The sequence below is a fragment of the Geobacillus sp. PLS 41 genome, assembly GCF_056494105.1.
Genome location: NZ_CM151395.1, coordinates 1,327,156 through 1,351,560, shown reverse-complemented (window position 1 = coordinate 1,351,560; position 24,405 = coordinate 1,327,156). Strand labels below are relative to the sequence as shown.

The window sequence follows — 24,405 nt, the reverse complement described above, 5'->3', positions numbered from 1 at the left end:
AAACTTGTCTTTTTGCTTCCCCGTAAGAAAACGTGTAATATATCAATATGGAACGTCGTTGGAGGTGAAACATTGTCCCGAGTTTATGTTGATCGCTTTTTGCGCTTTTTTCTTGTCATCGCCGCTGTCGCGCTCGGCGCCATCGCTATGTACTACATCGCGACGGTGACGTATCCGTTCATCATCGCCTTTTTCATCGCGATGATCATCAACCCGCTCGTCGATGCTTTGGAGCGGAAAGCGAAAATGCCGCGCTGGCTCGCGGTCAGCGTCACGCTCATCATGTTGTTTGCCGCGGTCGCCGGCTTGGTCACGCTTCTTGTTGCCGAAATCGTTTCGGGAACGCAATATTTAGCCCGCGTCGTGCCGGAAAAATTTCAAGCATTGATCACGTACATGGAGACGTTCGTCGCCGACCAAATCATCCCGATTTACAAAGATTTGGCCGGGATGTTTAAAAGTTTAAGCGCCACCCAACAGGATACGATTATGCAAAACATTCAAGCCGTCGGAAAAAAAATTGGGACGACGGTTGGTGAATTTGTCCAGAGCATCCTGCAAAACATTCCGCAGCTTCTCGCCTGGCTGCCGAATGCCGCGACCGTGTTTATTTTTTCGCTGTTGGCGACGTTTTTCATCAGCAAAGACTGGCACCGTCTGATGCGCATGGCGCAGCAATGGCTGCCGACGAAAGCCCGCACAAGCGGAAAAACGGTGTTTCTTGATTTAAAGCGGGCGCTGTTTGGCTTTATCAAAGCGCAGGCGACGCTCATTTCGATTACGACGGTCATCGTGTTGATCGGCTTGCTTATTTTGCGCGTCGATTACGCCATTACGATCGCATTGATCATCGGGTTCGTCGATCTTTTGCCATATTTGGGAACGGGGATTGTATTTGTTCCTTGGATCATTTACACCATGGCTAGCGGCGACATTCCGTTTGCCATCGGATTGGGCGTGCTGTATGTCGTCGTCCTCGTCCAACGGCAAATCATGGAGCCGAAAGTGCTTTCTTCAACGATCGGCCTCGATCCGCTCGCGACGCTCATCGCCTTGTTCGTCGGCTTCAAACTGCTCGGCTTTCTCGGCTTGATTGCCGGCCCCGTCGCGCTTGTCATCATCCGCACGCTCCATAGCGCCAATGTTTTTCGTGATCTTTGGCGCTTTATTATCGGCAAGCCGGCCACGTAATCGAAGGGAGCTGTCTCAAAAGCTCGGCTTTCTATAATAGGAATACAATCTTTCGTTTCACAAAGATGTTTAATGGGTATATAGGACGATGCGAAAGGGTGTCCCGCTGCTTTTGGGACACCCTGTTTTGCTGCAACGTCCGTTACAACACGCTCGCATGGCCGCGGTAGACGGCGCCAAAGCCGCCATCGACCGTGATCTCTTGCCCATCTTTAAACAAGCTTGTGGCATTTTCCACCCCGACGACGACCGGAATGCCAAGGCTTAAGCCGACGACCGCCGCATGGCTCGTCAACCCGCCTTCCTCGGTGATGATCGCCGCCGCTTTTTCGATCGCCGGCATCATATCGGCATCGGTGCTGATGGTGACTAAAATGCCGCCCTCTACCATTTTTCGGCACGCCTCTTCTGCCGTTTTGGCGACGACCGCCTTGCCGAATGCCGACTTGCGGCCGATGCCTTGCCCTTTGGCAAGCAAGTCGCTGATGACGTGCACTTTCATTAAGTTCGTCGATCCCGTTTCGCCGACCGGCACGCCGGCCGTGATGACGACCAAGTCGCCGTGCTTCACCAAGCCGGAGCGCACTGCTGCGTCGACCGCCACATCGAGCATTTCATCGGTTGTATTGACATGCGGTGCTTCTTTCGTATACACGCCCCAAATGAGCGCCAGCCGCCGCGAGACCGCTTCGTTTGATGTCACCGCGATGATCGGGGCTTTCGGGCGGTATTTCGCCACCATCTGCGGCGTTTTTCCGCTCACCGTCGGCGTCACGATCGCCGCGACATCCAAATTGAGCGCTGTGTGGGCGACCGATTGGCCGATGGCATCGGTGATCGTCGTTCGGCTCTCTTTCGTGCGCTGGGACAAAATGTCGCGATGCTCCAACGCCTGCTCGGTGCGGAGCGCGATTTGGTGCATCGTCCTTACCGCTTCGACCGGATACTGGCCGGCTGCGGTTTCTCCGGAAAGCATGACGGCGTCGGTGCCGTCAAAAATGGCGTTGGCGACATCGCTCGCCTCAGCCCGCGTCGGCCGCGGATTGCGCTGCATCGAGTCGAGCATTTGCGTCGCCGTGATGACCGGTTTGCCAAGCATGTTGCACTTTTTAATGAGCATTTTTTGAATGAGAGGCACTTCCTCAGCCGGAATCTCAACGCCAAGGTCGCCGCGCGCCACCATGAGGCCATCGGCGGCTTCCAAAATTTCATCGATGTTGGCGACGCCTTCTTCATTTTCAATTTTCGCGATAATTTGGATATGTAAGGCGTCATTCGCCTCGAGCAGCTCGCGGATTTCGAGCACATCAGACGCCCGTCGCACAAACGAGGCGGCGATGAAGTCGATGCCTTGGCGGATGCCAAATAAAATATCGGCTCGGTCCTTCTCGGTGATGCCCGGCAAATTGACACGCACGCCGGGGACATTGACCCCTTTTTTGTTTTTGAGCACACCGCTGTTTAAGACGGTCGTGACAATTTCTCCAGCTTGCTTGTCGACCGCGTTGACTTCAAGGCCGATCAACCCGTCGTCCAGCAAAATTTTCGAACCAACGGACACATCATCGATCAGCCCCGGATAGGTGACAGAAATTTTTTCCGGCGTGCCGAGCACTTCGCTCATCGAAATGATGAGCTTTGCCCCTTCCTTCAGTTCGACGGCGCCGTTCTCCATATTGTGCGTGCGGATTTCCGGGCCTTTCGTATCGAGCAAAATGGCGACCGTTTGGCCCGTCCGCCTCGCCGCCTCGCGAATGTTGGCGATGCGCCGCCCGTGTTCCTCATGATCTCCGTGCGAAAAGTTGAGGCGCGCCACGTTCATCCCCGCTTCGATCAATTGCACGAGCTTGTCTACGCTCTCGCTTGCCGGCCCGATCGTACAGACGATTTTCGTTTTCCGCTTCATCACTTCTTCTTCCTTTCCCCTCGGGAATTAAATCGACAGCTCTTTCGACAATGTATACATCCGCTGATCGACCGTATGTGTTTTCGCCAACGCTTCGGCAATGTCATGGTCAACGATTTGGTTGTTTTGAATGCCAACGCAGCGGCCGCCTTTGCCTTCAAGGAGCAGCTCGACCGCACGGGCGCCGAGGCGGCTCGCTAACACGCGGTCAAACGCCGTCGGCGATCCGCCGCGCTGCACGTGGCCAAGCACCGTCACGCGCGTCTCAAAGCCGGTCGCCTCTTGAATTTGCCGGCCGAAGTCGACGCCGCTGCCGACTCCCTCGGCGACGATGATGATGCTGTGTTTTTTGCCGCGTTCATGGCCGCGCTTCAAGCGAGCGATGATGTCGTCCATGTCGTAGTCCGCTTCCGGAATCAAAATCGTCTCCGCCCCTCCGGCAAGCCCCGACCATAGCGCAATATCGCCGGCATGGCGGCCCATCACTTCGACGACGTACGTCCGCTCATGCGACGTCGCCGTGTCGCGGATTTTGTCAATGGCGTCAATGACCGTATTGAGCGCGGTGTCAAAACCGATCGTAAAATCGGTGCCTGGAATGTCGTTGTCGATCGTCCCGGGCACGCCGACGCACGGGAAGCCGTGCTCCGTCAATTTTTTCGCCCCTTGATACGACCCGTCGCCGCCGATGACGACCAGCCCTTCAATGCCGTGCTTTTTCAGCTGCTCGATCCCCTTTTTCTGTCCTTCTTCCGTCTTAAACTCCGGGCAGCGCGCGGTATAAAGGATGGTGCCGCCGCGATGGATGATGTCCCCGACGTCCCCGACTTCCAGTTTTTTGATATTGCCGGCGATCAACCCGGCATACCCGTGGTAGATTCCGTACACTTCCACCCCATGGTAAATCGCTTTGCGGACGACAGCGCGAATGGCCGCATTCATGCCCGGCGAGTCGCCGCCGCTTGTCAACACACCAATCCGTTTCATCATTTCCACCTCGTTTGCATCGAATTGCACACGTCCGACCTCATACGTCTTCTTGAACATCCCTAATGTACCATGAACAACAGCGGAACACAATATAGAAGCGATCGCTGAAACGGCTTACAAAAGTGGATTTTTTCACGATAGAACAAAGCTGTCCCACGACGGAGACAGCTTTTTCCTTATCTTGCCCGAATCGTTTCCGGCAAAAACGACACTTGGCCCATTTGTTTAAATTTTTCATAGCGCTGCCGGACGAGCTCTTCGCCGTCAAGCGCCAACAGCTGTTTGAGCGAACGGCGCAGCACGCGGTCAATTTCTTTTGCCTGCTCGTCGGCGTTGCGATGAGCGCCGCCTTTGACTTCTGGAATGATTTCATCGATGACGCCGAGCGCCTTTAAGTCATGAGCGGTGATTTTCATCGTTTCCGCCGCCCGCTGCGCCAATGAGGCGTCTTTCCACAAAATCGCCGCCGCCCCTTCCGGCGAGATGACCGAGTACGTCGAGTTTTCAAGCATATGGATATGATTGCCGACGCCAAGGGCAAGCGCCCCGCCGCTTCCGCCCTCTCCGATGACGATGCAGACGACAGGCACCGTGAGCCCAGCCATTTCAAACAAGTTGCGGGCGATCGCCTCGCTTTGCCCGCGCTCTTCGGCCGCTTTGCCCGGGTAGGCGCCTTTCGTGTCGATAAAGCAGATGATCGGCCGCGAAAACTTTTCTGCCTGCTTCATGAGCCGCAACGCCTTCCGGTATCCTTCCGGATGCGGCATGCCAAAGTTGCGGCGCAAGTTTTCTTTCGTATCTTTGCCGCGCTGATGACCGATGACCGTCACGGGGAGTCCGTCGTATTTGGCGATGCCGCCGACGATCGCCTCGTCATCGCCAAAGCAGCGGTCGCCGTGGCACTCAAGAAAGTTCGTAAACAACCGCTCGATGTAATCGAGCGTCGTCGGCCGCTGCGGGTGGCGGGCGATTTGCACGCGGTCCCACGGCGTCAAATTCGCATAAATCTCGTTTTCCAGCTTGGCGAGGCGCGCCTCAAGCTTTTCGATTTCCGCCGATAAATCGACGTCCGCCGTTTTCATGAACTCTTTCAACTCTTGAATTTTGCGGCGCAGCTCGACAAGCGGCTTTTCGAATTCTAATTCCGCCACCATCCCTCTTCCCCTCCTTTTTGATGAAGATCCAAGACGACCGCAAGCGTTTCTTTCAGCTCGTGGCGGTGAATGACGGCATCAAGCTGCCCGTGCTTCAGCAAAAACTCCGCCGTCTGGAAATCGTTCGGCAGCTCTTCGCGCACCGTCTGCTCGATGACGCGGCGGCCGGCAAAACCAATGAGCGCCCCCGGCTCGGCAAAGTTATAATCCCCAAGCGAGGCGAAACTCGCCGATACACCGCCGGTCGTCGGGTGGGTCATGACGGAGATGAACAAGCCGCCGTCGTTGCTGAACCGTTTGAGCGCCGCGCTTGTTTTCGCCATTTGCATGAGGCTCAACACCCCTTCCTGCATGCGGGCGCCGCCGGAAGCGGTGAAAATGAGAAACGGCATCTGCTGTTTGTGCGCCCGTTCGACGGCGCGGGTGATTTTTTCGCCGACGACCGAGCCCATGCTGCCCATGCGAAACGATGAATCCATGACAGCAATGACGAGCGGATGGCCGTCAAGCGCCCCTTCGCCGGTGACGACCGCCTCGTTCAGCCCTGACTTGCGCCGGTCTTCTTCCAGTTTTTCGATGTAGCCCGGAAAGCCGAGCGGATTGACCGAGATCATATCGGCGTCATACTCGCGGAAGCTGCCGTCATCAAGAAGGCTTGCAATCCGTTCACGCGCCGGCATCGGATGATGGTAGCCGCAGCTTAGGCAAACGCGCAAATTTTTGATCAACTCTTTTGTATACATAATTTTCTTGCATTGCGGACATTTCGTCATCACGCCTTCCGGCACTTCATGCCTCGCTTGTTCTGAAGGCAGCGGTGCATACTTTTTCTTTTTCACAAACAAGTCTTTCCACACGAGGGAGCCCCTCCTTTGCGTTTTCGCCTCTCTACTACTTTATCGAAAATGGACATCATTGTTTGTCAAACGATGTCCGGCCTGTTTCGACAACGGCGAAGGCCGTTGCGCCTCCCAAACGGCGACAGTCTCCGCCGGATCTTGCCTTTCCAAAGCGGCAAGCAACTGTTCATAACCGGCGTCGGCAAGGGGCGGCTCGGGCGCAAATGAAGCGGCAAACCCCGACAGCACCCGCCAAATGCGGGCGAGCAAAACATTGCCAGCTGCTTCCACCACCGTCTCGAAAAACCGCGCGAAATCAATCGGTTTTTGACGAACGATTTTTTTCAACTCGTCTACGTCCTCCGCGCTCCGGCGCCGACACGCAAGGGCAAGCAACAGGCGCTCGATGAGCCATTTTGTTTCCGCCAAATCGGCCTTCGCCCGTTCGTTTTCCAACAAAAACATCGCCAACAGGTCGATCAGCTGGTGGCTGCCGACCTCACGCCTATACCTCCCCTCGCCGCGCCGCGTTTCAATCAAGCCGAGAAATTCAAGCGCCCGCAACGCCTCGCGCACCGATGAACGCCCGACGCCGAGCCGTTCGGCCAGCTCGCGCTCCGACGGCAGCTTGTCGCCAGGGGCTAAGTTGTCTTCCGCCATCATGCGGCGGATATGTTTTAACGTCTCGGCATACACGTTCTCCTCTTTGATACAATGACCCCTCTCCTTCGCTTCATCCACTGGTCTGACCACCTAATGGTTATACGATATAACAAAATAATGAAATAGTAAAGAGCGATTTACTTGACGACCACGCGTCCGAAGCTGAACAAGGAAAGCAGTTCATCGACAAGCGGGGCGGTGAGATCGGCCGCATACCGCTCGGGAAGACGGAGAAGCTTTCGCTTCGCTTCATCGTACAAATACACCGGAGTGCGGCCTTGGTGTCGTTCCAACAGCGGCTTCAGCGCGGCAAGACGCGCCTTGTCTTGGCGGCTGGCGTCGATATACAACGCCGACGCCGTCAAGCGTTCGGCCCGGCGGATGATGAGCTGACGCCGTCCGCCGCGCACCTCAATCGTTCCGGCAAGCAATACAAACTGCCCTTCTTTCAATATGTCCGCCGCGCGGCGGTAAACGTTCGGAAACGCCACCGCCTCCAATTCCCCGCTCTCATCGCCGACGGTGAAAAACGCCATTTCTTCACCCTGCTTTGTTCTCGTTTTCCGTATGCGGACGACCGCTCCCCCGACTACAGTTGACGGACCTTGTACATCGGCAACACACACCGCCCCCGCCGCTTGCAGCAACGGGCGGCACACCGCCGCCGGATGCGGGGTGACGGCGAAGCCAAGAAACTCCGCTTCCCGCCGCCGCCGTTCGGACAAAGGCCACGAATGTGCGGCAGCATATTTCGGTTTTAACGACAGCCCTCCGGCTTGCAGCGCCTGAACCCATTGCGCATGTTCGATCGCAATGTCAATGCTGGCAAGAAGCGAAGCCCGATCTGCACCGAACTCGTCAAACGCCCCAACGGAAATGAGCGCCTCGAGCGCCGGGCGCCCGAGCCCTTTTGGCAGCAGGCGAGCAGCGAAATCAAAGAAGTCGGCAAACGGTCCGTTCGCTTTCCGCTCCTCGACAATCAGCTTCGCCGCCGAGCCGACTTGCTTCACCATCGCGAGCCCAAGGCGAATGGCGCTCCCCTCCACGGAAGAGCGAAAACCGCTTTTGTTGACCGACGGCAAAAGGACGTTGATCCCTTTTCGCGTCGCCTCCCAATAGTATACCGCCGCTTTTTCTCGGTCGCCGGAAGCATTGGTGAGCATGACCGCATAAAAACAAAGCGGGTAATGAGCTTTCATATACGCCATCGCATACGACAACATCGCATAGCTGACCGCGTGGCTTCGGTTGAAGCCGTAATCGGCAAAGCGGACGATGTGTCGGTACAGTTCCTCGGCGACTGCTTTCGGATAGCCGTTCGCCACGCAGCCGGCGACAAACGCCTGACGCTGCTCAGCAAGCAGCGCTTTCTCTTTTTTCGCCACCGCCCGGCGAAGCACGTCCGCTTGTCCGAGCGAAAATCCGGCAAGCCGGGCGGCGATTTGCATAATTTGCTCCTGGTAGATCAACACCCCGTATGTGGGCGCCAAAATCGTCTCAAGATCAGGATGGGCATAGGACACCGGCTCTTCCCCGCGCTTGCGCCGGATGTAAACGGGGATCATTTGCATCGGCCCTGGCCGATACAAGGCATTGACGGCGACGACATCTTCCAATTGCGACGGCCGCAGCTCGGCGAGCACGCGCTTCATCCCGCTTGATTCCAGCTGAAAAATGCCGTTTGTATCTCCAGCGCCAAGCAGCGCGTACGTTTTTTCATCATTGAGCGGCAACGTGCGGATGTCAAACGGCTTTCCTGTCTGCCGCTCGATCAAACGCACGATCTGCTCGATCAACGTGAGCGTGCGCAAACCGAGAAAATCAATTTTCAGCAATCCAAGCGCTTCAAGCGCCCCCATCGCGTATTGCGTCAGCGGCCATTCGCCATGGCTTGGCTGCAGCGGCACGAAGCGAACGAGCGGCTCCGGGCTGATGATGACACCAGCAGCGTGGATCGACGTATGGCGCGGCAGCCCTTCCAGTTTTTGCGCAACAGCCAGCCACTCTCTCCCTTGCGGAACCGCTGCCACCGCGCGCCGAAAAGCGGCGGACTCGGCATGCCATTGGCGGAGCGTCACACTTTGTTTGCTCGGCAGCAGCGCCGCGACCTGTTCCGCCTCCCGCCCAGGGACGCCAAGCGCTTTGGCCGTCTCGCGCAGCGCCGCTTTGGCGCCGAACGTACCGAACGTAATGATTTGCGCAACGCGGTCGCGCCCGTATTTATCCGCCACATAGCGAATCACTTCTTCGCGCCGGTCATCAGGAAAATCCAAGTCAATATCCGGCACCGACGCCCGCTCCGGATTTAAAAACCGTTCAAACAAAAGCCCATACTTGATCGGATCGACATCGGTGATCGACAATGCGTAGGCGACAAGCGACCCGGCCGCCGAACCGCGGCCCGGGCCGGTTAAGATGCCGCGCCGGCGGGCGTAGGCGAGCACATCGGCGACGATCAAAAAATAGTCGCTGAAATGAAGCGACTGAATCACATCCAGCTCATGCGAAAGCCGACGCCAGTAGCGCTCATCGGCCGACGGCACGCGTCGGGCGAGCCCTTGTTCCGATAAGCGGCGCAAATAACTGTCGGCCGTCTCTCCGTCCGGAACGGGATACGCCGGCAGCCGCCAGCCGCCAAACTCGATTTGCAGCTCGCATTGATCGGCGATCGCCAGGCTGTTCTCGAGCGCCTCCGGCAAGTCCGCAAACCGGCGCGCCATCTCCTCTGGCCCCGCCAAATAGCGGCCGTTATCGTCCTCAATGTCAGCGAGCAGCGCGCCGCGGCCGATGGCCTGCAAGCAACGCCACGCCACGGCATCGCTGCGCTCCACGTAACGGACGTCGTTCGTCGCCACGATCGGGACGCCGGTTTCCTCCACCAGCTGCAACAACCCGGCTTCATATGGGGCTCGCGTTTGCTCGCCGCGCTGAACGGCGACATACAGCCGTCCTGGAAACAGCTGATGATAGCGGCCAAGCGCCTCTTTCGCCCGCTCCCATTCGCCGGCGGCCACAAGCGACTCGACGCGTCCCTCGCTTCCGGGAGTGATGGCGATGATGCCGCCGCTTAAGCGTACAAGAGCGGCTTCCTCCATATGCTTTGTTTCCCCCATTTGTATCATGGTGCTGATTTCAAGCAAATGGCGATACCCCTCTTCATTGGCGGCCAACAGCACGAGCGGGAACGCTTCCTCCCCAGAAAGAGCGACATCAGCCGTCACGCCGATAATCGGGCGAATGCCGTTCTGCTTGCATTCCCGGTAAAACGGAATAGCGCCATACAACACATTCCGGTCCGTGAGCGCGAGCGCTTGATAGCCGAGCTGTTTCGCCCTCGCTGCAAGCGCCTCCACCGCCGCTGCACTTTGAAACAAACTGTATCCGCTCAACACATGCAAGTGGACGAACATCATGACCATCCCTCCCTCATCCGTGCGCTTGACGGGCGAAAACTTTTCTTTCGGCTACATACTCCGTCCACCCTATTGATATACATAGATAAGAGAGAAAGAAAGGGCGGGGAAACGCATGAACGAAAAAGCGGCCTTCTTGCCGGCGTTTATTCAAAGCTATTTTATCGCCGTCGGCGTGCTGCTTGGCGGCGCCATCATCGGCGCGCTCGGCGCGTTTTTGAGCGGCGGCCAGCCGCTGACGGCCATGTACCGATTTGCCGGCGATTTGCGCATTTGGGCGGTCGTCGCCGCCATCGGCGGGACGTTTGACACGTTTTACGTCGTTGAGCGAGGGCTGTTTTTAGGGGAAACGAAAGACATCGTGCGGCAATTTTTGCTCATTTTGTCCGCCATGGGCGGAGCACAGACCGGAGTGGCGATCATCACGTGGCTGACGCAGGAGCACATTTCGCCATGAGAATTCCTCCGTATTACCAATACCCGTCATGGCAGCGCTTTTTCGCCGGCGCGGCGATCGGAGCGCTCATCAGTTGGTTTGTCTTTTTGTATATTTTCGGCGTCTTGCAGGAAAAACAAGTGCAACACGTCAATGAGCTCAACGAACAGATCGCCGATTTGCAAAACGAAATTCGCATTTGGCAGGAAGACTATATTCATTACAATAAGGAAATGAAAAAAAAGCTGACCGTGCAGGACGTTTCCGTCCATCTCGCCAACGCCGAGCAATATAAACTTGATTCATACACGACGTTTCGCATTGAAGACAGCGTCAAAGAAGATTTGTCCCATTTGATTGCGAAAGACATCGAAACGGTGTACAACAGCCGCGAACTGATTGAGCGGGCAATTGAAAACAAAACGTATACGATCCACGAGAAGACATACCGGCTTGAACTTCACACACTCACGATCTTTACCTTGTTGGCCGTCGAAGTGAAACTGACGCCGCTTCCGTAGAGCGCGCCTTGCCGCCCCATTCCGCCGCGGTGGAGTGCCAAACAAGCGCGTCTTGCGGGAAAAGAGGGTGTCCCGAAAGCCTTCGGGACGCCTTCTCCTATCAACATGACGCTTCATTTGAAACAACAACTTTTTAAAACCACCCGTTTCCGTCACCGCTCAGCCCGGCAAACCGCTTTTACGTCTTCAATCACGCGATCCGCTTCCTCCCAAGAAGCAATGGACGCACCGGCTGCGAGCGGATGGCCGCCGCCGCCGTAGCGTTTGGCGACCACATTGATGACCGGCCCTTTGGAACGGAAGCGGACGCGGATTTCCCGTTCTTCCTCAATGAAAAACACCCAGGCGACAATGCCGTCAATATTGCCGAGCAAACTGACGAGTTGCGACGCCTCAAGCGGGGTGACGCCGTATTCCCCAAGCAGCGCCCGCGGCATTTTCACAGCCGCCACCCCTTCCTCGATCATAAAGTTCGACAACACATAACCGCTTAAGCGGGCGAGCGGCAAGCTCGTCCGATACAATCCGTCGTACAATTCCGTCAGCGAAAAACCGTACGAAATGAGCTCCCCAGCGTAGCGGAACGTTTTTTCACTTGTGCGCGGAAACAAAAAGCGGCCCGTATCGCCGACAATGCCGGCGTAAATGAGACGCGCCGCCTCAGCGGTCATCGTCAACCCTTCCTCTTTCCCCGCCAAATAAAACTCATAAATCATCTCGCTTGTCGAACTGGCGGCGGTATCGACCCACATAATGTCGCCATACGGCGTGTCGTTCGGGTGATGGTCAATTTTAATGAGCTTTCGCCCGAGCCGATAGCGGCTGTCGCAAATCCGCTCCTCATTGGCTGTATCGCAGACGATCACAAGCGCCTGTTCATAAACGGCATCGTCAATGACATCCATTTGTCGTAAAAATGATAACGATGGGTCATCGGTCCCCACCGCATACACTCGTTTTTCCGGAAACGACGCCCGAAGCAACGCCGCCAACCCGCCTTGCGACCCGTACGCGTCCGGGTCCGGGCGAACATGGCGGTGGATGATGATCGTGTCAAATTCACGAATCGCATCAAGAATTTGTTGATGAACCGGTTTCATTCGTTCTTCCCCTTTAGTCACCTGTCATATTCAACCGCTGGCATTTTTCCCTGCTTCTATGTACAATGAAAAAAGAAATGAACAACGGAGGGACCCAACCATGCCAGCCTTGGTTATTTTCATTATATTTTCCTTTTCGTTTTACGTCTATTATAAAATCCGCTACGTCCGCTCCCAGCGCCCGATGGAACGCCGCTTTCTCTCAGCGAAATCGAGCATGGCGCTTGGACTGTTCGTTGCCTTGTTCGGGATCAACCAATTGTTTTTGTATCAGACAACCGTGACCTATATCATCTGCGCCATTTTTATCGCCTTAGGCTTCGGGAGCGTTTGGGCCGGCTACCGCGCCTACCGCTGCTATCTGCCGCAGGCGGTCGAAGAGGCAAAGGAAGCGGCAAAACAAGGGTAATGCCGTTTGGCGTATGCGCCGGTCAACGATAAAGGAAAAGGATGTTCCCATAAGGAAGTGGACATCCTTTTTTTCCTTTACCGTTTATCGGTCGATCAGCTGGCACATCATCATCGCTTTGCCGACAAGATCGCCTTCGTTATACACTTCGACATCCACTTTCCCGAACTTGCGCCCGAGCTCTAAAAGCTTTGCCCGCACGTCGACCGTGCTGTCGATTTGCACCGGCTTGATGAAGTAAATCGTGATATTTTCCATCACCAAATCGCCGCGTTTGTACGCGCGAAGCATGCGCGCCGCCGCTTCGGTGACGATCGTCGTAAACACGCCGTACGAGAGCGTCCCTAAATAGTTCGTCATCTGCGGCGTGATCGTGCAGCGAAACAGCGTTTCTTTGTCGCCTGACTCACGAAACTGGGCGGTGATGAGATCATCGATCGTCTCCCCGACTTGCGGCTGGCGCTGCGCCATTTGCAGCGCTTTTAACACGTCTTGGCGGCTGATGATCCCTTGCAGCCGGTTATAGTCATCCACCACCGGGAGAAGCTCAATTCCTTCCCATACCATAATATGAGAAGCAAACGCCACTGACGTTTTTCCGTTCACCGTAATCGGCTGCTTCGTCATCACCTTTTCGATCGGCAGCTGCCGGTCGACATCCAGCACGTCTTTTGCCGTCACAACCCCTTGCACTTTCAGCTCATCATCGACGACCGGGAACCGGCTATGGCGCGTCTCTTTGTTCAACGCATACCACCGCTCAATCGGATCATGGACGCGCAAGTACGCTGTTTTGTCAAGCGGAATGAGAATATCCTCGACCAACACAATTTCTTTTTTGATGAGCTGGTCGTAAATCGCCCGGTTGATCATCGTCGCGACCGTAAACGTGTCATAGCTCGTCGAAATGATCGGCAGCTGCCGCTCATCGGCGAGCTTTTTCACGTGGTCGGCCGTGTCAAACCCGCCGGTGATGAGCACGGCCGCCCCCGCCTGAAGCGCCAGCTCGTGCGCCTTCGTCCGGTTGCCGACGATAAGCAAATCCCCTGCGCCCGTATAGCGCATCATCGCCTCCAGCTGCATTGCGCCGATGACAAAACGGTTGAGCGTCTTATGCAACCCTTCACGTCCGCCAAGCACTTGGCCGTCCACAATGTTGACAACCTCGGCGTACGTAAGCTTCTCAATGTTTTCCTTCCGTTTCTTCTCAATCCGGATCGTGCCGACGCGTTCAATCGTGCTCACATACCCTTTGTTCTCGGCGTCCTTGATCGCCCGGTACGCCGTCCCTTCGCTTACGCCCATTTCCTTGGCGATCTGCCGGACAGAAATTTTCTCGCCGATCGGCAGCCGGTGGATGTATTCCAAAATTTGCTCGTGTTTTGTCGCCAACGGTTCTTCACCCTTTACGCATTGTTACCTCCATTATACAGGGCGCAGCGGCGGGGATTCAACGGTCGCGCCGGCCATCAGAAAGCGCCCTTCCCGAAGCGGGAAGGGCGCCTCTGTTACAGCTCGATGCTTTCCCCCGGTTTCAACGCGCGGCCGACGCCCGGCGGGAGGAGCGAGACGAACCGCTCGGGGTCTTGGGCGATCGGCGGGAACGTGTTGTAATGGATCGGCACGACGAGTTTCGCCCCGAGCCACTCGGCGGCGACCGCCGCGTCTTCCGGCCCCATCGTGAAGCTGTCCCCAATCGGCAAAAAGGCGACATCGATGTTATGGCGCTCGCCGATCAGCTTCATGTCGGAAAACAGCCCAGTGTCGCCGGCATGGTAGATCGTTTTGCCTTCGGCCGTGAACAAAATGCCGGTCGGCATGCCTAAATAAATGATTTGCTTGTCGTCCGTCACAAACCCGGAGCTGTGGAACGCCTGCGTGAACTTGACCGTGCCAAAGTCAAATTCGCGCGCCCCGCCGATGTTCATGCCAAACGTCTCGACGCCTTGCCAGCTTAAATACGTCGCCAGCTCAAATGTGGCCACGACAAGGGCGTTGTTCCGCTTGGCGATTTCAACCGTATCGCCGACATGATCCCCGTGCCCGTGCGTCAACAAAATGACATCCGCTTTCACATCCGCCGCGTTCAAATCGGTCGTCGTATTGCCGGTGATGAACGGGTCGATCAAAATCGTTTTTCCGTTCGTCTCAATGCGGACGACCGAATGGCCATGGTAGCTGATTTTCATCGTCACATCTCTCCTTTCCACTACACATGATTCGCCGCCGCCCATCCATTCCCTTCTTTTCCCGCCTGTCCATTTACAAACGGCCCGTTTCTTGATACGCTCAAAATGGACGATCACGAAAAAAGGAAGGAAGGGAACGATGAACCAACGGCTGCAAGCATTTTCCTCTTGGCTTCAACAACAACATAGTTCATTCGCCTTCATCACGTCAAGCGCCAACGTCTTTTATTTGAGCGGATTTCGGTGCGACCCGCACGAGCGGCTGCTGGCGCTTTTGGTTTTCCCTGACAGCGAGCCCGCGCTCGTCTGTCCGCAAATGGAAGCGCCGCGCGCCCGCCGGAGCGGCTTTGGGTATACGGTGATCGGCTACGACGACAGCACTGACCCGTGGAACGAGATCCGCCGCCATCTCGAAGCGCGCGGCATCAAGGCCGTCTCGATTGCCGTTGAGAAAAACGATTTGTCGTTCGCCCGTTTCGAGCGTCTCTCGGCATTGTTTCCAAACGCCAAGTGGCACGACGCCGAAGAAAAGCTGCGCCAGCTTCGCCTGATCAAGGATGAGCAGGAAATGAAGGTGTTGCGCCAGGCGGCAAAACTGGCCGACAAAGCGATCGAAATCGGCGTCTCGGCCATCCGCCCGGGCGTGACAGAGCTCGAACTTGTCGCCCTTATTGAATATGAGCTGAAAAAACTCGGCGTTGAAGGGATGTCGTTTCCCACGACCGTGCTCACGGGCGCAAAATCAGCCGATCCGCACGGCGTGCCGGGAACGGCGGCGGTCGCACCAGGCGATTTCGTGCTGTTCGATTTGGGCGTCATCGTCGATGGGTATTGCTCCGACATTACCCGCACCGTCGTCTGTCAGACGGCAAGCGACGAACAGCGGCTCATTTACGATACCGTTCGGCGCGCCCAGCAGGCGGCGATCGACGCCTGCCGCCCGCAAACCGCGATGAAGAAGATCGACCGCGCCGCCCGAAACGTCATCGAACAAGCCGGCTACGGAGACTATTTCACCCACCGCGTCGGGCACGGCTTAGGGATCGAGATCCACGAATACCCATCGCTTCATGGCGCCAACAACGAACCGCTCGCCCCCGGCATGGTGTTTACAATCGAACCAGGCATTTACGTCCCATCCATCGGCGGCGTGCGCATTGAAGACGACGTCGCGGTCACGGATCATGGGGTTGAGGTATTGACGTCGTTTTCGAAGGAGTTGATCATTGTTTAACATCTTTCCGAAAGAAGTCTCCCACTTTGAAACGAAGTGAAAGTGGGAGATGAATCTCGGTTGGCGTCAGCCAACGAATAGGATAGAATATGGCTAGAACGGACACCTTCGGAACGAAGGGAAGCGTAAAGGGTTCTTGTGTGTGGCTTACCGTTCGGCGAACACACACAAGTCGCTTGAAGCCCCCATCTCTAAGCGAAGCGTAGGTGGTGGGTAGTTCACCGAGAGAGGCCATTGGCAAAAGCTGTCCACCGGCCCGATCCCCAAGCCGATTCGGACAGCTTTGTTTTCTCATCGCCATCAAGGCGGCTCCATCTTCATGATTTCATCCCTGCAGCAACGAATGAACATCCGTATACGGCATGTTGTGCGCCGCCGCGACCGCTTCGTACACGATATGCCCGTCGAGCGTGTTGATCCCTTTTAACAGCGCCGGGTTATCCAAGCACGCGGCGCGGTAGCCTTTGTTGGCGATTTGCAAGGCGTATGGGATCGTGACGTTCGTAAGCGCGAATGTCGACGTGCGCGGCACCGCGCCCGGCATGTTCGCGACGGCGTAATGGACGACGCCGTGCTTGACGTATGTCGGATCGTCGTGCGTCGTGACGCGGTCGGTCGTTTCAAAAATGCCGCCTTGGTCAATGGCGACGTCGACCAACACCGAGCCTGGCGTCATCGAGCGCACCATCTCTTCCGTCACAAGCTTCGGCGCTTTCGCCCCCGGGATCAAGACGGCGCCGACGACCAAATCGGATTCGCGCACGCACTCGGCGATATGATACGAGTTGGACATCAACGTCGTCACTTGGTCGCCGAACAAATCATCGAGCTCGCGCAGCCGCTCGGCGTTAATGTCCAAAATCGTCACGTCCGCCCCGAGGCCGACCGCGATTTTCGCCGCGTTCGTCCCCGCTGTGCCGCCGCCGATGATCGTCACTTTGCCGCGCCGCACCCCGGGCACGCCGCCAAGCAAAATGCCTTTCCCGCCGTGCGGCTTCTCGAGAAACTGGGCGCCGACTTGCACCGACATGCGGCCGGCGACTTCACTCATCGGCGTCAACAGCGGCAGCGAGCCGTTCGCAAGCTGCACCGTCTCGTAAGCGATGCCGACCACTTTTTGCTCGACGAGCGCTTTCGTGAGCGCTTCGGCCGCGGCTAAATGCAAATACGTAAACAAAATCAATCCGGGGCGAAAATAGCGGAACTCCTCAGCCAGCGGTTCTTTCACTTTCAACACCATCTCCGCCGCCCAGGCATCTTCCGCTTTCGTCACGATCACTGCCCCGGCTTTTTCATATTCAGCGTCAGAAAACCCCGACCCAGCGCCGGCTTCCGTCTCCACATACACGTCATGCCCCGCTTTGACGAGCGTCATCACGCCTGCCGGAGTGATGGCGACGCGGTTTTCATTGTTTTTGATTTCTTTTGGAATGCCGATCTTCATCACTTTTTCCTCCTTTTTCCTTCCCGCTTCTTCTTTTATTGTGCCCCGTTTCGCGCAAAAGCAAACGAAAAAAGGAGGAGGCGCTGTTCTCAACGGAAAAGGTGGCGGTAAATGACGTTCGCTCCGCCGGTGACGTCAATGACGGCGCCGGTGATGAAATCCGAGTCGTCCTCGCATAAAAACGCGATCACGCGGGCGATATCTTCGCCAGTCCCCGGGCGTCCGACCGGCGTTTCCGCATCCCGCCTGGCGCGGGCGTCGGCGATCCCCGCCTCTTTCATGGCGCCGACAATATTGCCTGGGCACACCATATTGGCGGTAATGCCATATTCCGCCTCTTCCAGGGCGATCGTTTTCGTCAGCGATACAAGCCCGACTTTCGCCGCGCCGAACGCCGAACGGTGCACCCAGCCCGGGGCATCCGCCGCTCCTTGAAATCCGTACGTAATGATGCGGCCAAACCGTTGTTTTCGCATAATCGGGATCGTCCGCCTCACTAAATGGAAGACCGAGCTCAAATTGCCTTCAATCATTTCGTACCATTCGTCTTCCGTATAATCGGCCAGCTTTTTCCGCTCAAAAATGTACGGCCCTGCATTGTTGATGAGGCAGTCAATGCGGCCAAACCGCTCCATGGCGGCGTCCACAAGCGCCGCTAAATCGTTTTTGTCCGTCACATCTCCCTGCACAAACTGGAGGCGGTCAGCGGCGCCGCGGTACTTCTCGGCAAGCGAGCGCACCGCCTGTTCATCGCTCCGGTAGTTCACCGTCACCGAGTAGCCTTTATCAAGCAGCAGCTCGGTCACTTTTCTCCCCAATCCTTTCGCTCCGGCCGTAATCAAGGCGTGCCGCACCCTTCTCCCTCCTCGTCGCGATTTGCTGTCTCATTTTTACTTTACTACAAACCGGAGCGAATACAAAAAAATAACCATAACGCGCAGGCGCTATGGCTATTCGCCGACTTCGCGGCGCGGGTCGTAATACGATTCATCCTCGTCAACAATGCCGCTTTCATACGACTCGGTAATTTGCTCGGTGATCGTCCGCACTTCCTCCTCATCGTACTGCCAGTCGTTATACCGCTTTTCCATTGCTCTTCCTCCCCTGTTCACAAAATCTCAATATATGGCCTAGTTTCTCGTCAAAGGGCGATGGGTATACCATATATAGAGATAGCATTTTTCACCAAAGGGAGGGGAGAACATGACCATGACCTACCAAACGATCGTCGTCGCTGTCGATGGCTCGAAGGAGGCGGAATGGGCGTTCAAAAAAGCGGTTCAAATCGCCAAGCGCAACGGAGCGAAACTCATTTTGACCCACATCATTGACTTGCGCGGCTTTACGACCGTTGAAGCGCACGATTACGCCCTCGCCGAACGGTCGGAGCAATATGCGAACGAACTTCTGGAACGGTATAAAAACGAAGCCATCGCCGCCGGGCTCGACGATGTGGACATCGCGGTCGAATTCGGCTCGCCGAAAGTGAAAATCGCCAAAGACGTCGCTCCGAAATACAAAGCCGATCTCATCGTTTGCGGGGCGACCGGTTTAAACGCTGTCGAACGGCTCTTGATCGGCAGCGTTTCCGAAAACATCGTCCGCCATGCGAAATGCGATGTGCTCGTTGTAAGGACGCCGAAAGAATAATGTCTTCGTCACATGAAGCAGATGGACCGAAAAACTTCCTTGTCCGATGCGAAAACATGTGACGGTCAAAAAAGAACACCCCGCCGTTACGGGGTGTTTAGCTTTTCTTTCGCTTTTTCAAGCGCCGCCCGCACTTCGGCAAAACCGGTGCCGCCGGCGCTGTTGCGGCGGTTGACGGCCGTGCGCGGGTTCAAGGCGTCATAAATGTCTGCGTCAAAGAGCGGCGACGCCTCCTTATACACGTCAAGCGGCAAGTCGGCCAAAAAGACGCCTTTCTCAATGCAAAGCAGCACGAGCTTGCCGACGACCTCATGCGCCTCGCGGAACGGCATGCCTTTTGCCGCCAAGTAATCGGCAAGCTCGGTCGCGTTGGAAAAGTCCTGCTTCGTCGCCCGCTCCATCACGTCCGTGCGCACGTTCATCGTCTCAATCATACCGGTGAAAATTTTCAGCGACCCAATGACCGTCTTTACTGTATCAAACATGCCTTCTTTATCTTCTTGCATATCTTTATTGTAAGCAAGCGGCAGCCCTTTCATCACCGTGAGGAGCGCCATCAAGTGGCCGTACACGCGGCCGGTTTTGCCGCGGATGAGTTCGGCCATGTCCGGGTTTTTCTTTTGCGGCATGATGCTGCTGCCGGTCGCAAACGCATCATCCAGCTCAATGAACTGGAACTCTTGGCTTGACCAAAGAATCAACTCCTCGGCCAACCGCGACAGGTGCATCATGAGCATTGAACTGTTGCTTAAAAACTCGATGATGAAGTCGCGGTCGCTCACCGCATCGAGGCTGTTTTCGTAAATATCGGCAAAGCCCAAAAGCTCCGCCGTCCGATGCCGGTCGATCGGAAACGTCGTCCCGGCGAGCGCCCCGGCGCCGAGCGGCGAGCGGTTGATGCGCTTTTGCGACTCGGAAAACCGCTCATAGTCGCGCTCGAGCATCCAAAAATAAGCCAGCAGATGGTGGGCGAACGAAATCGGTTGCGCCCGCTGCAAATGCGTATATCCGGGCATGATCGTTTCGACATGCTTTTCGGCTTGAGCGACAAGCGCCCGCTGCAGCCCGCGGATGAGGCCGAGAATCTCTTCAACCCGCTTGCGCAAGTATAGATGCATATCGGTCGCCACTTGGTCGTTCCGGCTCCGTCCAGTGTGCAGCTTGCCGCCGACCGGTCCGATGTCGTCGATGAGCATTTTTTCAATGTTTAAATGAATGTCCTCGTAGGCAATGGAAAATTCGAGCTCCCCTTGCTTCGCCTTTTCCAACAGGCGGATGAGCCCGCCTTTGATCTGCTCTACATCGCCTTCAGGCAGGATGCCGCATTCGCCAAGCATCGTCACATGGGCAAGGCTGCCTTCAATGTCTTCTTCAACGAGCTCTTGGTCGAATGGGATCGACGCGCCAAACTCGTCGACCCATTCTTCCGCTGTTTTCGTAAACCGTCCGCCCCAAAGCTTTTTCACGAATCTCGCCGCAGAGGAATGCGACTTCCTCCTTCCTTTCATGAAGTTCCCTTCATTTTCCTTCATTGGCCGGTCGGCACCGACGCCTTGTTTTGCTTGTTCACGATGCTGTTGACTTTCGTCGGCAGGCCGTACAGCGAAATGAATCCGACCGCCGCTTGATGGTCAAATTCATCTTCGGACGTGTATGTTGCCAATTTTTCATCATAGAGCGAGAACGGCGATTTGCGCCCTTCGACGATCGCATGGCCTTTAAACAGCTTCACGCGCACGACGCCGGTGACGTTTTTCTGCGTTTCTTTCAAAAACGCGACCAACGCGTCTTTCAGCGGTGAGAACCAAAGACCGTTGTAAATGACTTCGGCGATTTTTTGTTCGATGATCGGTTTGAAATGGGCGACTTCTCTCACCAATGTCAAGTCTTCGAGCTCTTTATGCGCTTTAATGAGCGTGATCGCCCCCGGGCATTCGTACACTTCGCGCGACTTGATGCCGACAAGGCGGTTTTCGACGTGGTCGATGCGGCCGACGCCATGCTTGCCGGCCAACGCATTCAGCTCCAAAATCAATTGCGCAAGCGGATACGCCTTCCCGTTTAACGTCACCGGCACGCCTTGTTCAAAGCCGATCTCGATGACATCCGGCACATCCGGCGCGTTCTCAAGCGAAGCCGTCAGCTCATACGCCTCTTCCGGCGGCGCCGCCCATGGGTCTTCCAAAATGCCGCACTCGTTGCTTCGTCCCCACAAGTTTTGGTCGATGGAAAACGGGCTGTCAAGGTCAACCGGAATTGGAATGCCGTGCTGTTTCGCGTATTCGATTTCTTCCTCGCGCGACCAGCTCCACTCGCGCACCGGGGCGATCACGTCCAAATCTGGATTGAGCGCTTTGATCGACACTTCAAAGCGCACTTGGTCGTTCCCTTTCCCCGTGCAGCCGTGGGCCACCGCCACCGCGCCTTCAAGCTCGGCGATTTCAACGAGTTTTTTCGCGATGAGCGGACGCGACAGCGCCGAAACGAGCGGATATTTCCCTTCGTACAACGCGTTCGCCTGCAAGGCGATGAGTGCATACTCGTTCGCAAACTCGTCTTTGACGTCGATCACGTACGATTTCATCGCGCCGACTTTGAGCGCTTTTTCTTTCACGAAATCGAGGTCTTTCCCTTCGCCAAGGTCCAAGCAGCACGCGATCACATCATATCCGCGCTCCTGGAGCCACTTGATCGCGACTGATGTATCTAAACCGCCAGAGTATGCCAGCACCAATTTCGGATTTGCCATGGTCGTTCTCCTCTCCTGTCACATAAATATACTTAAACATAAATAAATATTCAAATTTAATACATTATCACTTTATCAGCTTTCCCGTGATTTTTCAATACTTATTCAACAAAAAGAATAAAAATTCCTCACCGATATGCGGAAATGTTTCGTATAATAGAAAAAAAGGAGGCGGCAAGAATGAACGGCATCTTCATCGACGACAAACGGCTCGGCATCCGCCTGCCGCATCTGGACAAGCCTTGGGAGGACTACAGCCCAAACGAACAAGAGGCGATTTTACTGGAATGGGAAACGATCCGCGGCTTGATCCCCGACCGCATCGCCGAACTGGAGCGGGAAATCAACGAAAAACAAGACGCGCTCGGCCAAGAAGCGGATTTTGCGCGCTCGTGCCAGCTCAATGCTGACATCGCCGAGCTCGCTTCGATCGTCAACGATTTATGGATTTGGTATCGCATTGCTCCATCCGTTTCATCGCCGACACGGAAAAAAGCGGGTCGAAAAACCATAACACCCCATAACAAATGAGCGCCGATGCCGCTTGTCCCCTTTTTGAAGACGGCAGACAAACCATGCGGCCGCAACAATTTTGACGAGAAGATCGAGGATTGATGCGGCGGATTCCGTTGCGATGACAAAGGATACGCTGTCGCAAACGAAAGCTTTCTTGGCGATTGAAGAGGAGCACTCAAGCTGGAGAGCTCCTCTTTTTTCATTCTATCCCCTTTCTCAAACGATTTCCATTTATTATCCGCCAAAAATATATTGAATTTTATTTTTATTTCAATTATTATTGATTTGACTCCTTTTCACACAACGGAGGGATCAGACATGGCCAACCATCTATCACCCGCTTCTATCATTCAATCGTTTTCTTGGGATCAGGCATTCGCCCACTACGACGGCGATCCGCGCAGCCGGTTCAACGCCGCCCACGAAGTATGCGACCGGTATGCCGAGGATCCGAACCGCATTGCGCTGTTTTATGAAAACGCTTTAGGAGAGCAAAAAACGATCACCTATCGGCAATTGCGCGATTGGTCGAACCAAATGGCGAACGTGTTCCGCAAGCTGGGCGTGAAAAAAGGGGATCGCGTCTGCGCGCTGATGCCGAAAAACCCGGCCCTTGTCGTCTACATTTTGGCGGCTTGGAAAGTCGGCGCCGTGTATGTGCCGCTCTTTACCGCGTTTGGCCCGCAGGCGATTGAATATCGCATCAATCATTCCGAGGCGAAAGTCCTCTTGACGAACAAGGAACAGCGCGCCAAACTGCCGCCGCGGGACAACATGCCGACATTGGAGCACATTTTTGTCATTGACGGATCGTCTCATGATCAAGACCAGCCATTTTGGGAAACGCTTTCATCGATACCGACTGAGCACTCGATCGAAGAAACGACGGTCGACGATCTGCTCGCGATTCAGTATACGTCCGGCTCGACCGGGATGCCAAAAGGCGCCATGTGGCCGCACAACGTGCTCATCAACATTTATCCGTATATGCGCTATGCGATTGGCCTGCGCGATGACGATGTCTTTTTCGGCGGGGCGGATCCGGGCTGGGCGTACGGGCTCGTCTTTTGCACCTTTGCGCCGATGGCCTTTGGCGTGCCGATCGTCTTTTACGAAGGGCCGTTTAAGCCGGAAACGTGCTATTCCTTGATGGAAAAATACCGGGTGACCAATTTCGCGTACGCCCCGACCGCGTATCGGGCGATGGCGGCGGCCGGCGCGGACGTCATTCGCCGCTATCAACTGAACGTGCGCGCCATGAGCTCAGCGGGCGAACCGCTCAATCCGGAAGTCATCCGCTTTTTCCAAGAGCACGTGGGCGTTACGATCCACGACCATTATGGCTTGTCGGAAACGTTGATGCTGATCGGAAACTTCAACGCCGCCGAGATGGAAATCCGGCCAGGCTCGATGGGATGGCCGCTGCCGGGCTTTGACGTGGCCCTGCTCGATGAGAATGGAACCCCAGTCGCCGACGGCGAGGTCGGACAAATTGCCTTTAACACCGACTCGATCCCGAACGTCTTTAAGGGGTATTGGAAAGACCCTGAAAAAACCGCCGAGCGGCTCGTCGGCAAGTGGTTTTTGACCGGCGATTTGGCGACAAAAGACGAAGACGGGTATTTCTGGTTCCAAGGACGGGCGGACGACATCATCTCGAGCGCCGGCTACCGCATCGGGCCTTTCGAAATCGAAAGCTGCCTCCTTGAGCATCCGGCTGTCGTCGAAGCAGCCGCCGTCGGGAAGCCGGATCCCGTCAAAGGGGAAATCGTCAAAGCGTTTGTCGTGCTCAGAGAAGGCTTTGCGCCGTCGGACGAGCTGGCCGACGAGCTGTCCTTGTTCGTCAAAACGCGCTTATCCAAGCATGAATACCCGCGCGAAGTCGAATTTGTCGCCGAACTGCCGAAAACGCCAAGCGGAAAAATCCAGCGGTTCATCCTGCGCAATCAAGAAAGGGAAAAGCAGAAAAAAGCCTAACCCATAAAGAGGATGCCCCGGCAA

General features: G+C 55.8%; 22 protein-coding genes. 8 read left to right on the top strand and 14 right to left on the bottom strand.

Going from position 1 to position 24,405, the window contains the following annotated elements; genetic code table 11:
• The first annotated feature begins 72 nt into the window (after window positions 1-72).
• A complete protein-coding gene (gene ytvI / locus ACVX3G_RS06685; RefSeq protein WP_020278095.1) occupies window positions 73-1,191 on the top strand; it encodes a sporulation integral membrane protein YtvI in 1,119 nt (372 codons plus the stop codon).
• Window positions 1,192-1,333: 142 nt separating this feature from the next.
• Here the strand turns inward: ytvI and pyk are convergent, their stop codons facing one another.
• The 6 genes from pyk to dnaE all read right to left on the bottom strand — a co-directional run bounded on the left by pyk (window position 1,334) and on the right by dnaE (window position 10,156).
• A complete protein-coding gene (gene pyk, locus ACVX3G_RS06680) occupies window positions 1,334-3,097 on the bottom strand; it encodes a pyruvate kinase (RefSeq protein WP_014196527.1) in 1,764 nt (587 codons plus the stop codon).
• Between the two features lie 27 nt (window positions 3,098-3,124).
• Window positions 3,125-4,084 carry a 6-phosphofructokinase gene (gene pfkA / locus ACVX3G_RS06675; protein ID WP_011232214.1) on the bottom strand — a complete coding sequence of 320 codons (960 nt, stop codon included), beginning with the start codon at window positions 4,082-4,084 and terminating at the stop codon, window positions 3,125-3,127.
• Window positions 4,085-4,263: 179 nt separating this feature from the next.
• Complete coding sequence (gene accA / locus ACVX3G_RS06670) at window positions 4,264-5,241, bottom strand: acetyl-CoA carboxylase carboxyl transferase subunit alpha (protein ID WP_011232215.1); 978 nt, start codon at window positions 5,239-5,241, stop codon at window positions 4,264-4,266.
• The gene (gene accD, locus ACVX3G_RS06665) at window positions 5,226-6,098 is read right to left on the bottom strand and encodes an acetyl-CoA carboxylase, carboxyltransferase subunit beta (protein WP_014196529.1); all 873 of its coding nucleotides are present in this window, start codon (window positions 6,096-6,098) and stop codon (window positions 5,226-5,228) included. The genes accA and accD overlap by 16 nt, the downstream gene beginning before the upstream one ends.
• A 39-nt stretch (window positions 6,099-6,137) precedes the next feature.
• A complete protein-coding gene (locus ACVX3G_RS06660; RefSeq protein ID WP_014196530.1) occupies window positions 6,138-6,821 on the bottom strand; it encodes a FadR/GntR family transcriptional regulator in 684 nt (227 codons plus the stop codon).
• 59 nt (window positions 6,822-6,880) lie between these two features.
• On the bottom strand, window positions 6,881-10,156 hold the full coding sequence (gene dnaE / locus ACVX3G_RS06655; RefSeq protein WP_014196531.1) for a DNA polymerase III subunit alpha: 3,276 nt from the start codon (window positions 10,154-10,156) through the stop codon (window positions 6,881-6,883).
• Window positions 10,157-10,271: 115 nt separating this feature from the next.
• Between dnaE and ytrH the strand changes: the two genes are divergently transcribed.
• Both ytrH and ytrI read left to right on the top strand, forming a co-directional pair.
• Window positions 10,272-10,613 (top strand): sporulation membrane protein YtrH, encoded by a 342-nt coding sequence (ytrH, locus tag ACVX3G_RS06650; protein WP_011232219.1) that lies wholly within the window; start codon window positions 10,272-10,274, stop codon window positions 10,611-10,613.
• Window positions 10,610-11,113: a sporulation membrane protein YtrI gene (ytrI, locus tag ACVX3G_RS06645; RefSeq protein ID WP_014196532.1), complete on the top strand. Its 504-nt coding sequence runs from the start codon at window positions 10,610-10,612 to the stop codon at window positions 11,111-11,113. The genes ytrH and ytrI overlap by 4 nt, the downstream gene beginning before the upstream one ends.
• Before the next feature lie 152 nt (window positions 11,114-11,265).
• Here the strand turns inward: ytrI and ACVX3G_RS06640 are convergent, their stop codons facing one another.
• Window positions 11,266-12,213: a DHH family phosphoesterase gene (locus ACVX3G_RS06640; protein WP_011232221.1), complete on the bottom strand. Its 948-nt coding sequence runs from the start codon at window positions 12,211-12,213 to the stop codon at window positions 11,266-11,268.
• Between the two features lie 100 nt (window positions 12,214-12,313).
• Here ACVX3G_RS06640 and ACVX3G_RS06635 point away from each other — a divergent pair, with 100 nt between their 5' ends.
• Window positions 12,314-12,622: a YtpI family protein gene (locus tag ACVX3G_RS06635; protein ID WP_011232222.1), complete on the top strand. Its 309-nt coding sequence runs from the start codon at window positions 12,314-12,316 to the stop codon at window positions 12,620-12,622.
• Window positions 12,623-12,706: 84 nt separating this feature from the next.
• Here ACVX3G_RS06635 and ACVX3G_RS06630 read toward each other — a convergent pair whose 3' ends face one another.
• Both ACVX3G_RS06630 and ACVX3G_RS06625 read right to left on the bottom strand, forming a co-directional pair.
• On the bottom strand, window positions 12,707-14,014 hold the full coding sequence (locus tag ACVX3G_RS06630) for a CBS domain-containing protein (RefSeq protein WP_011232223.1): 1,308 nt from the start codon (window positions 14,012-14,014) through the stop codon (window positions 12,707-12,709).
• 116 nt (window positions 14,015-14,130) lie between these two features.
• Entirely contained in the window at window positions 14,131-14,811 is a 681-nt protein-coding gene (locus ACVX3G_RS06625; protein ID WP_021322125.1) for a metal-dependent hydrolase, read from the bottom strand.
• A gap of 139 nt (window positions 14,812-14,950) precedes the next feature.
• Here ACVX3G_RS06625 and ACVX3G_RS06620 point away from each other — a divergent pair, with 139 nt between their 5' ends.
• A complete protein-coding gene (locus tag ACVX3G_RS06620; RefSeq protein ID WP_025039131.1) occupies window positions 14,951-16,045 on the top strand; it encodes a M24 family metallopeptidase in 1,095 nt (364 codons plus the stop codon).
• Window positions 16,046-16,370: 325 nt separating this feature from the next.
• Here ACVX3G_RS06620 and ald read toward each other — a convergent pair whose 3' ends face one another.
• The 3 genes from ald to ACVX3G_RS06605 form a co-directional block, all read right to left on the bottom strand.
• Window positions 16,371-17,489, bottom strand: coding sequence for an alanine dehydrogenase (gene ald, locus ACVX3G_RS06615; RefSeq protein WP_025039130.1), 1,119 nt, complete (start codon window positions 17,487-17,489; stop codon window positions 16,371-16,373).
• Window positions 17,490-17,578: 89 nt separating this feature from the next.
• The gene (locus ACVX3G_RS06610) at window positions 17,579-18,343 is read right to left on the bottom strand and encodes an SDR family oxidoreductase (protein WP_013144502.1); all 765 of its coding nucleotides are present in this window, start codon (window positions 18,341-18,343) and stop codon (window positions 17,579-17,581) included.
• A 96-nt stretch (window positions 18,344-18,439) separates the two neighbouring features.
• Window positions 18,440-18,580 (bottom strand): hypothetical protein, encoded by a 141-nt coding sequence (locus tag ACVX3G_RS06605; RefSeq protein WP_011232228.1) that lies wholly within the window; start codon window positions 18,578-18,580, stop codon window positions 18,440-18,442.
• A 112-nt stretch (window positions 18,581-18,692) separates the two neighbouring features.
• On the opposite strand from ACVX3G_RS06605, the gene ACVX3G_RS06600 reads away from it, so the two are divergent.
• Complete coding sequence (locus ACVX3G_RS06600; RefSeq protein WP_014196536.1) at window positions 18,693-19,139, top strand: universal stress protein; 447 nt, start codon at window positions 18,693-18,695, stop codon at window positions 19,137-19,139.
• A gap of 86 nt (window positions 19,140-19,225) precedes the next feature.
• Here the strand turns inward: ACVX3G_RS06600 and argH are convergent, their stop codons facing one another.
• Both argH and ACVX3G_RS06590 read right to left on the bottom strand, forming a co-directional pair.
• Window positions 19,226-20,605: an argininosuccinate lyase gene (gene argH, locus ACVX3G_RS06595; protein ID WP_025039129.1), complete on the bottom strand. Its 1,380-nt coding sequence runs from the start codon at window positions 20,603-20,605 to the stop codon at window positions 19,226-19,228.
• A 62-nt stretch (window positions 20,606-20,667) separates the two neighbouring features.
• Window positions 20,668-21,888, bottom strand: coding sequence for an argininosuccinate synthase (locus tag ACVX3G_RS06590; protein WP_014196538.1), 1,221 nt, complete (start codon window positions 21,886-21,888; stop codon window positions 20,668-20,670).
• A gap of 180 nt (window positions 21,889-22,068) precedes the next feature.
• On the opposite strand from ACVX3G_RS06590, the gene ACVX3G_RS06585 reads away from it, so the two are divergent.
• Both ACVX3G_RS06585 and ACVX3G_RS06580 read left to right on the top strand, forming a co-directional pair.
• The gene (locus tag ACVX3G_RS06585; protein ID WP_014196539.1) at window positions 22,069-22,419 is read left to right on the top strand and encodes a hypothetical protein; all 351 of its coding nucleotides are present in this window, start codon (window positions 22,069-22,071) and stop codon (window positions 22,417-22,419) included.
• A gap of 303 nt (window positions 22,420-22,722) precedes the next feature.
• Window positions 22,723-24,381, top strand: a complete 1,659-nt coding sequence (locus ACVX3G_RS06580) for an acetate--CoA ligase (protein ID WP_014196540.1) — start codon at window positions 22,723-22,725, stop codon at window positions 24,379-24,381.
• Window positions 24,382-24,405: the final 24 nt, after the last annotated feature.